Origin of the sequence: Microcoleus sp. AT9b-C3 (assembly GCF_036705485.1) — a bacterium.
Taxonomy (GTDB): domain Bacteria; phylum Cyanobacteriota; class Cyanobacteriia; order Cyanobacteriales; family Microcoleaceae; genus Microcoleus.
Genome location: NZ_JAUBUR010000045.1, coordinates 16,028 through 29,173, shown reverse-complemented (window position 1 = coordinate 29,173; position 13,146 = coordinate 16,028). Strand labels below are relative to the sequence as shown.

At 45.3% G+C, this 13,146-nt stretch carries 9 protein-coding genes and 1 pseudogene; 3 read left to right on the top strand and 7 right to left on the bottom strand.

The genetic code is table 11. From position 1 onward, the window contains the following. A pseudogene (locus QUB77_RS27495) lies at positions 1 to 878 on the bottom strand (hypothetical protein); the annotation flags it as partial. Next, positions 871 to 2,397, bottom strand: coding sequence for an ATP-binding protein (locus QUB77_RS27490; RefSeq protein WP_333179687.1), 1,527 nt, complete (start codon positions 2,395 to 2,397; stop codon positions 871 to 873). The pseudogene QUB77_RS27495 and the gene QUB77_RS27490, both read right to left, overlap by 8 nt. A 253-nt stretch (positions 2,398 to 2,650) precedes the next feature. Between QUB77_RS27490 and QUB77_RS27485 the strand changes: the two genes are divergently transcribed. Further along, positions 2,651 to 3,418 (top strand): PD-(D/E)XK nuclease family protein, encoded by a 768-nt coding sequence (locus tag QUB77_RS27485; RefSeq protein WP_333179684.1) that lies wholly within the window; start codon positions 2,651 to 2,653, stop codon positions 3,416 to 3,418. Positions 3,419 to 3,564: 146 nt separating this feature from the next. On the opposite strand, the gene QUB77_RS27480 is transcribed toward QUB77_RS27485, so the two are convergent. The 3 genes from QUB77_RS27480 to QUB77_RS27470 form a co-directional block, all read right to left on the bottom strand. After that, the gene (locus QUB77_RS27480; RefSeq protein WP_333179681.1) at positions 3,565 to 3,780 is read right to left on the bottom strand and encodes a hypothetical protein; all 216 of its coding nucleotides are present in this window, start codon (positions 3,778 to 3,780) and stop codon (positions 3,565 to 3,567) included. Beyond that, a complete protein-coding gene (locus QUB77_RS27475; RefSeq protein ID WP_333179678.1) occupies positions 3,777 to 6,107 on the bottom strand; it encodes a hypothetical protein in 2,331 nt (776 codons plus the stop codon). Before QUB77_RS27475 ends, QUB77_RS27480 begins: the two co-directional genes overlap by 4 nt. Positions 6,108 to 6,693: 586 nt before the next feature. Continuing rightward, positions 6,694 to 10,134, bottom strand: coding sequence for a hypothetical protein (locus tag QUB77_RS27470; RefSeq protein WP_333179675.1), 3,441 nt, complete (start codon positions 10,132 to 10,134; stop codon positions 6,694 to 6,696). A gap of 452 nt (positions 10,135 to 10,586) precedes the next feature. On the opposite strand from QUB77_RS27470, the gene iscB reads away from it, so the two are divergent. Together iscB and QUB77_RS27460 are read left to right on the top strand one after the other, a co-directional pair. After that, positions 10,587 to 11,870 carry an RNA-guided endonuclease IscB gene (iscB, locus tag QUB77_RS27465; protein WP_333179673.1) on the top strand — a complete coding sequence of 428 codons (1,284 nt, stop codon included), beginning with the start codon at positions 10,587 to 10,589 and terminating at the stop codon, positions 11,868 to 11,870. Next, positions 11,854 to 12,165, top strand: a complete 312-nt coding sequence (locus QUB77_RS27460; RefSeq protein ID WP_333179671.1) for a hypothetical protein — start codon at positions 11,854 to 11,856, stop codon at positions 12,163 to 12,165. Before iscB ends, QUB77_RS27460 begins: the two co-directional genes overlap by 17 nt. A 148-nt stretch (positions 12,166 to 12,313) precedes the next feature. On the opposite strand, the gene QUB77_RS27455 is transcribed toward QUB77_RS27460, so the two are convergent. Further along, complete coding sequence (locus QUB77_RS27455) at positions 12,314 to 12,937, bottom strand: siphovirus Gp157 family protein (protein ID WP_333179668.1); 624 nt, start codon at positions 12,935 to 12,937, stop codon at positions 12,314 to 12,316. A gap of 2 nt (positions 12,938 to 12,939) precedes the next feature. Beyond that, on the bottom strand, positions 12,940 to 13,113 hold the full coding sequence (locus QUB77_RS27450; RefSeq protein WP_333179665.1) for a hypothetical protein: 174 nt from the start codon (positions 13,111 to 13,113) through the stop codon (positions 12,940 to 12,942). Positions 13,114 to 13,146 lie beyond the last annotated feature (33 nt).

The window sequence follows — 13,146 nt, the reverse complement described above, 5'->3', positions numbered from 1 at the left end:
ATAGCGACGGCTCGTACCGGAGCCGTATGTCCTCTGAGAGTTTTCAGTAGTCTTCCAGACTGTAAATTCCAGATTTTTAGAGTTTTATCAACTGAAGCGGAAACGGCTTGCTGCCCATTAGGAGTAATAGCGACGGCTCGTACCGGAGCCGTATGTCCTCTGAGAGTTTTCAGTAGTCTTCCAGACTGTAAATTCCAGATTTTGAGAGTATTATCACTAGCACCAGAAACGGCTTTTTTTCCACTAGAAGTGATAGCTACTGCATTTACGTGCTGGGTATGTCCGGCGAGAGTTTTTAGTAGTGTTCCCGATTGCAAATCCCAGATAATGAGGGTTTGATCTGATGAAGCGGAAACTGCCTGTTTGCCATCGGGTGTGATGGCGACTGCATTTACCCAGTCGTTATGTCCGCCGAAAGTACGCAGCAAAGCTCCCCCTGGAGGAGTTAGGGTAGGTGTCAATGGGCGTAACCAAGGTGCAATTTGCCTTGCCTCAGCCTCTTCCAGCATTACCTTAATCTCTGGCACATCAAAAGGCATCAAATGCCCCCACAATCGTCCTGCCAGTTGCATCTTATTCTGCTCCAAAATATGCGCGGACAACCGCAGCGCACTTTGAATTATTCTCAGATTCTCACCCTTACTCTTAACCCACTCTTCAGAATTTAAGATGTTAGGAGTGAAAGCCAAGTCATAATCCTCAATCAGCGGTTGTGGCCCTAATTCAGAAATCTTGGCTTCAATGAAATCAAAATCTGTTAGCAGGATGTACAGGTTGGTTACTCGTGAAGAATCTGACAGGAGCTTTGGTAGAACCTGCAATTTATAAAGTCGGCTGGCTTGTGGTAGTTGCTTTAAGCGTTCTGCTAACTTACCCATCGCCGTACAAATCCTGCCATAAACTATCTGCCATCAGCGTTTTTATCTCCTTAATTGTTATCCCCGCTTTCTCTACAATTTCCTTGCGGTTTAGAAAACGGCGATAACTATCGTGATAAAGCCTGTAAGAGATTTGCTCGTATTGATATAGTTTGTGTAAAAACTGTTTCCATTTATTCAGTACATATTGCACGGTAAATTCAGCTTCTTGTTCTCCCGTATGTTTGACGATTTCAACAATATCTTCATAAGGAATAGGACTAGGGGTTTCCGACAGGATGTAGACAATTCTAAGCTTAGTGAGTGGCGGCGGGTCAGTGGTCATGCCCATGAGTTGCCAGTGATTCTCGTAGTATGCTTCTAAACCTTGGGGTAAGCTCTCAATGCTTGCATCTTGGTAAATCCCATCCTCAATTTCTACTAGCACGCAGCGCAAATACATAAAATTGTTCTCGCTCTTGTCGGCTAGTTGGGTGATGAAATTTTCGACTGTCAAGCCGTTACTTTCAATCCATTGGCCCAGTCGCTCATGCTCATTAACGTCCTGGTGAATGCGGGTCTTAATATCTTGTAAGCTAAGGTCAGCGTATTGCTTTGCCATCAGGTCAAACAGGTGCCTCGGCGTGTCCACCACAAAGAGAAGATCGACACCCCGCCGCCGTGACATTACGAAGTAAACATTTTTGGGCAAGTAGCGGGGCAGGTATAGGATGTTGGCACTTTTGTCCTGGCTCTCCAAGTCAACCTCATCCAGCGCATCGACAACAATTACCAGTCGTGCTCCAGGCTTGAGTTGTTCGCTGACTTCAGACAGTAATTTTTCCAAGAAAGCCTTGTTTTGATTGGCATCTGGCGGCAACTCCGAGTAGGGCAAGCGGTATTTGGCGATCAGTTGCGTGCAAACACTCTCTAGGAATTGGCTAGTGCGATTGATACTTCCCAGGCGATCGTTGAAATGGGCTACGCATTCATGTCGTCGGACGTACTCGGCAAGTATTGTACTTTTTCCCATGCCGGGGTCGCCTTCGATGGTGAAATAACCCTTGGGCTTGTTGCTCAGGAAATCCTCAATCTTATCGAAAACGTATTTACGACCTACGAAACCTTCTGTTTTAATGTCAATCAGCGATCGAAACTGTCTGCGCCAGTCCATTGCTGCTGCGATAAGAGCGGTTGCACCGACACTTGAATCATTTGACCTTTGTTTTTGAAGCCACTCAGGAAACTGTTTTTCCCACAACCACTTGAATGCTTGCTCCCAAGGGCTGTCACCTTTGCGGGGTTGACCTCGACCAGTTGGTTTTACAATAGGATAGCCATTTCTAGACAGCACATCGCATACAGCAGTCAAGTGATCTTGGAAATTCTGTTCCTGATTGATAATCTCCTCGTTTTTCCACAGATATTCTGCAAGTGCCTTACGCTTCTTATTCGCATTGTTCTCATCAAAACGACTTAAGAAAACATCTCGCTGCTTCCCAAAAAAACCGTAGCGGTTAGCCAGTTCCCCTAGAAACATAAGCTTTAATTGTTGTGAGTCATCCTGGGAGTCCATATCACACCCGCAATAGGGAGAGTATATTAAGTTCTTGCCAGTCATTTTAGCATAGCAATTCATTCTGCTAATTTCGACGGAAATTCGGTTGGGATCAAAAACTCTATTAAATTCTATTTCTTCTCTATTTTAAACTCATTTAATTGACAGGTTTTCTTGATTAATCTAGATTCAGCAGTCAATTATCTACCAAAAAAGTAGAGTTCACATAAAAAATATGAACGTACAACTTTCTCTTTTTCCCGAAGAATCAGGACAAGATTTCTCAATTTATTCAAATCGAAAACCTAAGACGACTCGCAAATCAACGTCTACCAAACTCCCCAAGGAAACAAAAACGATTCAACCCGCCAAAAAACGTTCAAAACCTTATATCTGGGTGACTTGGCTTTCTAGCTTGATGGGCGAAGAAAAGCAGTGTAAACATACAGCATGGTCTTCGGCTCACTACCAGTTTCCCAAACGACCCAGTGATTTTGACTCCTCTGCACATGACGAGATGGTAATCCAACGGGCAATGAAACATCAAGCCCAAGGATCTGCTGTGTACGTTGAGGATGATAACTCATTCACAATTAACGGCAAGACTTGCGATATCGGTGGCAAGCCAGACATTGTGGTGATTGAGAACGGTCAGCTTATCATCGAGGACTGTAAATCGGGCAAATGTAAAGCTGCACACCGGATGCAAGTGCTGATTTATATGCTGCTGTTTCCTCTCTCGCCACAAGGTCAACGTCTCTGCCAAAGTCATCCCCCCGCAGGACGGCTGGTGTATCCCGATGACATAGTGGAAATTTACCCATCAGAGGTTGACAGTCAATTCAAGGAGTTCTTCCGCCAAACTGTTGCTATCATCAGCGGTGCTACTCCCCCACCTCAAGTGCCAAGCCATTGGGAATGCCGCTATTGCAATGTTCCTGGTGGATACTGTCCGGCACGAATCGACTTAGATGCAGATACAGGCAATCACGACTTCTTTTAGGTTGCTTTCTTACCATGACCCCTTGAGCTAAGAGAGCAATTAATTAAACATCAATTTAATTGATTTGTGTTGCTCCTTGGGTCGGGTTCCCTGGAGGATTGAATAGGAATTAGTAGCAGCGTAGCATAGAGTTGAATCTCTGCTGTTCAGGATTTGAGGCCCTGCTTCACAGGTGCTGCCAGCCGTCCTGTGAAAGCTGTTGTCAGCGCCAGTGGCCTTCCGGAGCGAGCGTGCCTCTTCTTGGGGGGCGCGATCGCGCACCCCGCATTCCTTAAGTTGACACGCCTCGGCAGTGCCGTGTCCTTGCGAGATTGTTCGATCGGTGAGCCTACATCATAAACCTGCAATCTGCTGTATTTCAAATCTCCATCTCGGCTTCAGTTTTTCTAGCTTCCTGCTTGTTGGAGTTATGGTTTTGAGCGAGTTGTTGTTGGGAGAGGAGATTTTCTACTTCTTCGGGTGGAATGTCGCACAGGAGTACCTCAACATTACCTTTTTGGAGGCTGGCCTCAAAAACTATCTCACTGTGAGAGTTAAAGCCTTTGACAGTACCCTTCGACTTGGATTTATCGCTGAATTCGACTTCAAAGTCGAGGCGCGAACCTTGGGAATCAATAAAGCTCACCTCTTCCTGACCGCTTTTTTGTACCATTTCAGCTAAGCGTTCTTGGTTGAGAGCCTGTTGAAAAATCTTTAAGCGGTCGAGTTCTTCTTTTTCTTCAGGTTTCAGGAAGTCGTTTGTAACTTCCCATTCTCCCGTTTTATCCTGTACTGCTGAAAACAGTTCCTCGCCTTCCTTAGTTTTTAAGCTGACAGCGGTAGAGAAGTCAAAATTTGTTACATAAAGTTTGGTTTGTCCAAAATCAACCCCGTCTTCTAATGCAATGCCTTCCGCATTTGCTTCTTCTTCAGCTAAGCTGTAAATTTTTGCCAGTGTTGCTGCAAGTTGGGAGTCCTGAGTAAGATTTTGGGCTGTCACAGTGATTTTTTTAGCAGTAGCGCTAGCGCTGCTGCTAGCTGGGATTGTTGATTCTAATGAAATTTTTTCACCTATTTCTGTCGCGTTTTGTACGAATTGGTCGCTGAAGGATGGAGTTGAGCTGTCGGGCGGTTCTAATTTTGCATCGCCAGCTTGAACGCCTGTCTCGCTTTTTTGAAGAGAAAGTTTGTTCTCTAAAGCTTCTATTCGTTGTTCTAGGGTATCGAGTCGCTTTTCAAGTCGGTTGAGTGCTTCATTTATTTGTACGAGCTGTTCTTCAAAACTCGCTTCTGTGTCAATCTTAATAGAAGCCGTTTTTTCAGAAGTGTTGTCTCTCATACTGCCGGAAATTGTATCAACTTTTCCGTGGACTTTGCTAACAGCTTTAGCTAAGAGCATACCGGGTGTTGACACAAATTCGGCATCCGGTTCAGCTAAGATGTTTTGTTCCGGTTCTGGCTCTGGTTCAGCTACTGGTGAAGCTTCGGATTCGACCATTGCATCTGCAACTGAATCCGCTTCAACCAAGTTGGTAACTCGCTGCGAGAGTGAGTCAGCCCGCTGGCTTTGAGCTTTGAGCCTTTTGACAATATCGGCAACTTGGCGCTCTTTTCCAGCCCCAAGAGCAGCGTCTATAATTTGAGAAGCTGCTTTTTTGCCAATCAGAGTAGCGAGAACCGCAACTTGAGCGCTCATGCCGCTGACAGTTGTACCTTCTACCTCACTTCCAGAAATGGCTGTTCTACCGCTAACTTGTACAGCAGCATCGAGGATACTATCGATGTTCTGGTCGTTTGATTTTTTGCCTTGAGGTCGCTGTTGGCTAGTTCGGGTTTTTGAAGGTGTGCGTGCTAAGGATTCCGCAGCTTCTACCGCTTCATCTGTCTGAAGTTTTCTTTTGGTTTGGGATTTAGCTGATAATTCTTCGTCTTCCAAATCTTCTCGTTCAGAGTTTTGAAGGTGGCTTTTAGTTTGAGGCTTAGCTTTAGGTTGAGGTTCTTTGAGTTCAAACTCATCTAACTCACTTAGTTGATTTCTCGGAGAGCGGTTTAAGGCTTTAGATTTAACCAGTGGTTCCTCCGACTCCAACTCCTCTAGGTCATCTTTTGGAGGTCTAGTTTTGGTTTTAGAGTTGGGTGATGGCTCGTCATCCTCCCAACTTTCAATTTCATTTTTTTGTGATTTGGTATTGGCTTTAAATTTCGAGCGCTGCGAGGGTTCATCATCCTCTAATTCATCTAGTAAATCGTCTTTTTTAGACTTGGTTGCCGCTTTAGATTTAGACTTGGGGGAGGGTTGCTCATCATCCAATTCATCTAGTAAATTGTCTTTTTTAGACCTTGTTCTAGTTCGAGGCGAATCGAGTAATGCTTCAATTCCTGTTTTAGTAAATCGGTTGTCGTCCGGCTCTCCCAAGTGCTCCATCATGTACTTTCCTGTGGTAGAGCCGTACTCGGGTCGATCGCTCAAACTGAGGACGAGTCCGTTGTGCTTGACCTCTACGCTAATGCCAGGTTTGCCATCAGCTTCCGTTAGTTCTTCAATTGCATCGGCAAAATCTTCTACGCTGGTGAGTCCATTTTCCTGGCAGTAATCTAAAGCTTTCTCGCAGCGATTTCTTAGGTAGTTGAGGATTTTCTTGCCCTCGGCTGTGTTAGGGGTGATGTAGTTTCCCTGGCTTCGGCTTCGGGATGCTGTTTTTGTAGCCATAATCTTTGTAGCGGGGTGAGTGGATATTTCCCATGAAATTCGAGCAGTGTGGCTAGTGACTTCACTCTAAAGTGCGGTTTTGGGGAGTTAAAGTGACCCCCTCCAATCGGAGGGGGAAGGCATTCATTAAGCGGAAGCAAAAGAAGTGTCATATTATGTCCGTCAAAATACGTATAAAACCGCCGGCTTCAATGTGTGTTGTACAAATGTCCTCAAGGAAAGTCAAAGTCGAATGTGTCTTTTTTTGCATCATTCGACTTCTTGCTCAGACAAGCAAGACACATTTAGGCAACACGCATTGAAAAGGTTTGCGCTTTTTCTATGATTCGCATGAGCGGGTATTGGTAAATTCGCCACAGCAAAGTAGTAGAATTGCAATTACGATCTAGTTAGCGGACATAATATAACTTCCTAAATTAGGTTAAAGTTGTGCGTCTGCAACTCTATTGTTTGAGGATGGGGCTGCTAATTCAGCATCGATTTTTAAGAGGTATTTGAGAAAGTGAGCGCTGCTGTTTTCAGAAAGCTTTTTAATGATTTGACCTGTTTTCAAGTCAGCAGCTAATACCGGATTATCAGCTTCATCTCAGACTAAACACCTAAGATTATTGCGATTATTGCTAATAAAAGCTGTCCAGTTTCCCACAGGGATTTTAGTTGCTCCAGTTTGGTTATATGCTTCAGAAATCGCATCTTTCAGCAATTGTGAGAGGTGGGCGGGGCTGGCAGCAATGTCTTGGGGTTGAGATGGCGGTTTGTTTTGGGTAGGGGTTGGCGATACAAGCGATCGCCCTTGACGAGGGGTTGGGGATACAGATTGCGATCGCCCTTGACGAGGGGTTGGGGATACGAATGGCGCTCGCCCTTGACAAGGAGTTGGGGATACGGATGACGCTCGCCCTTGAGAAGAAGTTGGCGCGACTTCTGCAAGTTCCTCCACTGATTCAATGAGTCGCACGGAACTAGGGTCGATCTTTAAGATTAGAGCACTACCTTTAGGCGAGGGTTCAATAGTGGCCTCAAAGGTAGTGCCGATCGGCAATTTAGGTGAATTAGCAGAGAACATGGCTAATTCTTGTCCGTCAAGGAGGACAATAGGGCTACCGTCGCGCCTCGAACCGCTACCGCTAACAGAACCCACCTCAAAAGTCAATGTTTTGTGCCTCCATTTAGGACTGCTAAAGTCAACATCTTTCAAGTCATTGTACTTCTGCCCAATCAGTTCAGCTCTGTCAAACTGAAAGGTTTGCAATTGCTGGCAAATTTCATCTGTAAACAAATTGAGAACCAATGCTGCTTTAGGTGTTTGGTTTTGGGACTCAAGCCAAGTATAATCAGCAGGAGCTACAATGCGGGAACTGACATCTTTGGTGCGGCCCAGACCATCACGGTAGGTTAAGTCCAAACTGTCGATGTCGTTGGCATTTTCGCAAAACTTATTCTCAAGAATTCCCACCAGTTTTTCGCTTGGTTCAATTAAGGCAAAATTGACCATTGGCAGGCTCGGATGCAAAGTTGCTTCATATTTAATGCCTTTGCTGTCTAACAATTCTTTCCAATGTCCAGCTAAGTCTTTGCCAACTGGCTGTCGCTTCTTATCCCTGACAGTCTTATTGCTACCGTCCAGTTCAAATTCCTCGAAAGGGACGCTCAGAATGTAAGTGTCTTTTGGCATTGCTTCGTGCAGTCGCTCGTACTCAGGTTCAAGGTTGAATTCAATCAGCAGTTGGCGAGAAAGTTCCTTACAAGCTTTGCGAGGAACTTCTAAGTTGGGATTTGCGGTTTCGACGTGCCACATTGCACTAGCAACAGAAAACCGTTCTTCAGCGTTGGGAAAAGCTTCGGTCACATCGGCTCTTAAGCTCTCGTATAACTTGCTGACGGCTTCTTTAATTGCCTTAGAATCGCCGCCGCACTCCAAGTGAATTTCACCCATCCTTTCTCGATAGCGTTCCTTAATATCTTGCGCCCACCTGACATAATGTTTCTCCCATTTTTCTCGCTCATCTAAGTCAGAAGGAGACTCAAACAAGTAGCGAAATTCGTCGCGGTGACGGCTTTTTAGACGAGTCGGTTCCCACTCAGGGTTAACAGCCTCCCTAGCAATGCAATTGATAGCGGTGCCGTCTCCTATAGGTAATGGCACGGTTTTGTAAAGCCTGGGGTCGTCTTTGTAGTCAAATAAGTAGCTTGGGTGCTGTTCTGACCACTGCTTAGCCTTGGACAGCAGGGTGGGGTGGTGGTCTTCTGTACGAGTAGCACTTTTGGGACTGTCCACTTCAATTTGCAGGGCATCAAACAGCTTTCCAAGAAGCTGCCGCTTCTGTTGATTGAATAAACTTTCTGGCTGTCCCGGTTCTGCTGCTGACGATTGCACTCTCCCGATTAAGGTAGCCACCCAGCCGATTTTATTTTGGGCGATCGCTACGGCAATTTGCCGCAATTTGGTATACTTGCGATCGCCATCACTATCGGTAGCTTTATTGTAGTCAACTTTCTCTCGCTTCTCAACTGCATCGTACTCATTCTCTTGATTAGCGTGCCTAGTTTCAGAGGCGACATTCGGCATTCGGGAAGCAGGCGTAATCACTAATTGATCGCCGTCAAAATCGCATTGATGATGCTGCATGGCTTGGTCAGAGCGAATAAAAACGCACCCTTTGTACTGCGTTAATTCAGGCTGGCTTTTGTTGTCTACTGTGTAGCGGCGGATGTTATCTTTACTGACAATTGGGTATCGGGTAACGATAACTTCTGTGCCGTGTCGCAAGTGGGGGGCAACAATTGTACCGGGTTTGAGGTTTTCACAAGGTTGAGCCATTGCTGAACCGTGATGAATTGCTCCTTTAATTGCTAAGTCTTTCCACTTTTTAGCCAGTTGTTCTTGCATGAAATCGACGACTTTGGGAAAGTCGAGGAGTTGGCCGAGTTTGTCGTTCCTCAAAATTGAAATTAGCCGGGATTCGTTGCGCTGGGCTTTTTCATCTGCTTCATCTTCTAATCCGCTGCTGTCTTCGTGAAGGCTAGATTGAAAAGCAGCTTTTTTGTCGTGCTGCTCCACTAAGTATTTGGCAAGTTGCAGCCGGTTATTTTGCAAGTCAGCTAGCTTTTGGGCTTCCGCTTTAGTTGGTGTGGCTATGTCAGCCCCAATAGCTGCTTCGGAATACCAAATCGAAAATTGCCAGGAATTTTCGTATTCAGTTACTTTGGCGTTGCCTCGATTTCCTAGTATAGCTTTGGGAAATTCGTAGTCGCCACAGGGGATAAGTTCAGCTAATTGCAATGCGGCAACTCCTTTGATAGAGGAGCGATCCATGATGATATCATAACCCAAGTCGGAGGTTAAATTAGCATCAGGCAACAGCGTTCCTTTGGCAAGAAAGCTAATTTCTGGAGTGTGGCAGTCTTCTTGTTCCCATTCCTGCATCCAGGCAAATCTGAATTGAAAAGGTCGGTTGTCATTACCTCCCAATTGTTGGGCTAGTGCCGGTGAAATTTTGCCGTGACAGTCTCCGGTTTGCCACTTATGAGCTTTCGCTTTTTCACTCTTGTCATCGCTTTGAGAATCAACAATTTTGACTCGCAAGGTTTCGCCGTCAAGGGAGCTATCTAACAATTTGGCTCCTTGGTTGCAACTGCTAACTAGCAGTGAGCCGTAGCGACAGGCGTGGTCGGGTTGGGTTTTGAATACGCTCAACAGTTTGGTTGAGAGTTCAATGTCTGCAAAGTACACATTTTTGCCGGAGCTGAAAGCAACTCTTCTGGTAATACCATCTCCGAAGTCGATGTTTTTGAGAGGGTCGAAGCTGCTATCATTTGGGTCTGGTTTAACGATGGTTAGGGATGCTAATTCTTCAGGTTCAAAAAGCAGTTCAAGCAGGGAGTTACGCAGCACTTCTGATTCAGCTTGGTACCGCCCCTTTACTCTACCGTCAGTCAAGGACATATCAAAGACTGGGATTTTTAGTCCTTCCCCAGCTACCCATTCTGTGGAACGATATTCTGGGGTAAGTTTTCTTCTACTCATTGATTAGCTCCTGAATTCGAGTTTTTACATTGTTAGGACTTACGCACGGCAATAGTCCAGATTTTGACAAGGTTGTTCCTTCACAAATTCCTGCTACCGAGTGATAGTCACCCCCTCCAATTGGAGGGGTTTAGAAGAAAGAAGTAGCGTGTTACAATCAGAATGACAATCCCAATGTGGAGAAAAAAAGTGAAAGTAGTTCGCACAACTGTCAAGAACTCACCGTCAACCTGAAGGGTATAACGGGAGCTGGTAAACAGCTCTAACTTGACCAGACTGAGGTTTTTGCAACCTACGTTATTTGAATCATGAAACCTACAAATACGTGCCAGTTTGTAGCTCTTTCGTACAGTTTTAAACAGGCGTAATTGAGTTAAGCCAGTGAGCTGTACCTAACAAGTTCAAATAACATTGTCGAGGCCAACTTTACCAGTAATGAGAGGCTCAAAGTAATGCGAGTTTTCGTGCTAGATCGAAACCTGAAACCTCTTGACCCCTGCCATCAAGCGCGGGCGAGAGAACTACTGAAAAAAGGGAGGGCTAAAGTATTTAAACGTTACCCTTTCACCATCGTGCTGCAAGACAGAACTCTTGAAGAATCTACAACTCACCCGCACCGCATTAAAATCGACCCCGGCAGCAAAACGACTGGTCTTGCTGTCGTTCAAGAGCCAACTGGGCGCGTTACAAATGCTCTGGAAATAACTCACAGAGGGCAGCAGATTAAAGACTCCCTTGAGTCTCGCAGATCCTTAAGAAGAGGTCGCCGCAACCGTAAAACTCGTTACCGCAAACCTCGTTTCTTAAACCGAACCCGCAAACAGGGCTGGCTGCCACCGTCTCTTGAGAGTCGAATTGCCAACATTGAAACTTGGGTGGAGCGAATTAGGAAAGTTTGTCCTGTTACCGCTATTTCTCAGGAGTTGGTGAGATTTGATTTGCAGCAGGTGCAAAACCCAGAAATTAGCGGCGTAGAGTACCAGCGAGGCGAATTATTTGGATTTGAAGTCAAAGAGTATTTGTTGGTAAAATGGGGCAGGAAATGCGCTTACTGCGGCATTGAAAATGTTCCGTTTGAGATCGAACACATCCAGGCTCGAAGCAAAGGTGGTTCTAACCGAGTTAGCAATCTCTGCCTGAGTTGCCATTCGTGCAATCAAGCTAAGGGCAACAAATCGGTTGTTGAGTTCTTAAAGAAAAAGCCGGAGGTTCTCAAACGAGTTTTAGCTCGAGCTTCATCGCCGCTCAAGGATGCCGCAGCAGTCAATGCTACCCGATGGGAGTTGTATAGAAGACTTCAGTCTGCAGGCTTACCAGTAGAGGTAGGTTCTGGTGGTCGGACAAAATTCAACCGCCAGACTAGGGGCATTGAAAAGACACATTGGGCTGATGCGGCTTGTGTAGGAGCATCTACACCAGAAAAGCTTTTGCTTAAAGGAGTCAAGCCTTTAATTGTTAAAGCTAAAGGACACGGAACCAGACAGCGATGCCGATCTGATAAATACGGATTCCCAAAAGCTCACGCTCCTAAAGCCAAATACTTTCAGGGCTTTAGGACTGGAGATATCGTTAAAGCTGATATTTCTTCAGGGAAATTCGCGGGTTTATATACAGGGCGAATTGCTATCCGGTTTAGACCTAGTTTTGTTTTACAACTACCGGAAAGGAAATTTGACGTACACCCTAAATACCTTCAAACCATTCACAAGGCTGACGGATATGAATATCAATCCTGAAAATAAGAATTCACGCTCGGGCAATTTATTAATTAGCGATAATTCCCCTCCCGCTAACCCTATCAGGTATAACGGGAGTCCCTTTGTCGCATCGGGAATGGAAAGCCAACGGGATTATTTCTCTGATAGCGATAGCGATGCACTTGTTCGCGTTGCTTTTGGAGAAGGTGAAAACAGTCAGCAATTGGGAGGTTTGAACCTCGCTGCTAACGGGGTTATTAAAGGTAGAGCGTCAAACTTATTCAACGTCACCGAAGAAGAAGTTGAGAACCCTCAATACTGGATTGATTTGTAAGATATCTCGACCCAAATTAAGTTGTCGCTCTTACAAAACAAGCGTTTTCTACTCTAATTCGGAAATTTTTAATTCGGAGGTGTCTAATTCGGAGAGCTTTAACAATTCAGGTGTCAGACCCAGGCATTTCTGACACCTGAAAAGATGGCTAACGCCGTTTTTTGGACGGCGTTTTATCCGAAGAACGACTCTCAAGCGTCTGGTTGGCTTGAAGAGAGTGCAAATTGTTACCTGGAAGCAAGCTGTAAACCACTTTGCGCTTGCGGAAAACCCTAGTGCCATCTACAGGCATTCCTTGTTTCCAAGCGTCTGAAATCGCCTTTTTGTCGGCAGAAATTACGGTTTTTGTTTCGACTCGGCGATAGGGTTCTGGCAGTTGAGATGGGTCAATCAAAACTTCACAAGTAGGCGGATTTTCCTTGACAGTAATGCGGCGGTGTTTGCCAATAATTTCGGAAGTTAACACGCCGCACTCGTTGAAGTAGAGAACGGTTTGGTCTAACCGCTCTCTCCACCCCTGGAGTTTGTTGAGAGCTCTTGAATGCAGCTCTATCAAATACTGCATCCGGGCTGTAATTCCTGCAATTTCGGCATCAATTTGGTCGGCTAAGTCGGCATGGGCATCTACAGCAAGTTCCTGGGTTTCTTGGGTTTGCCAAAGGGATTGCAGCAGTTGGTCGATTTCTTCTGAGCTTTCTGCTGATTCTAGTTGATGCCAAACTTGAGCCGCAGTTATTGAACTTTGAGCAAGCGTCGCTGTGGCTAAATTCATGCTTAGTATCCTCCGTTGATGCAGGTGTGATAATAATCGCGGCGTTCTTCGAGTTGAGTAAGCGCAGCCATTGTTGCCGGGTCGGATTTAAGAGAGATTTGTTTGTCGTTTTGAATCTTGCTACCTGGTTGAGAATGAGTTAAATTTTGTGAGTTAGACTGAGTGATTTTTTGCATACAATTCAAAAAACTTTCTTAAAAATAGCGCGA

Bases quoted from the DNA above. Each gene is read 5' to 3' on its own strand.
- QUB77_RS27450 (WP_333179665.1), bottom strand. From the start codon at position 13,113: ATGCAAAAAATCACTCAGTCTAACTCACAAAATTTAACTCATTCTCAA.
- iscB (WP_333179673.1), top strand. From the start codon at position 10,587: ATGCGAGTTTTCGTGCTAGATCGAAACCTGAAACCTCTTGACCCCTGC.
- QUB77_RS27470 (WP_333179675.1), bottom strand. From the start codon at position 10,134: ATGAGTAGAAGAAAACTTACCCCAGAATATCGTTCCACAGAATGGGTA.
- QUB77_RS27460 (WP_333179671.1), top strand. From the start codon at position 11,854: ATGAATATCAATCCTGAAAATAAGAATTCACGCTCGGGCAATTTATTA.
- QUB77_RS27475 (WP_333179678.1), bottom strand. From the start codon at position 6,107: ATGGCTACAAAAACAGCATCCCGAAGCCGAAGCCAGGGAAACTACATC.
- QUB77_RS27455 (WP_333179668.1), bottom strand. From the start codon at position 12,937: ATGAATTTAGCCACAGCGACGCTTGCTCAAAGTTCAATAACTGCGGCT.
- QUB77_RS27490 (WP_333179687.1), bottom strand. From the start codon at position 2,397: ATGTTTCTAGGGGAACTGGCTAACCGCTACGGTTTTTTTGGGAAGCAG.
- QUB77_RS27485 (WP_333179684.1), top strand. From the start codon at position 2,651: ATGAACGTACAACTTTCTCTTTTTCCCGAAGAATCAGGACAAGATTTC.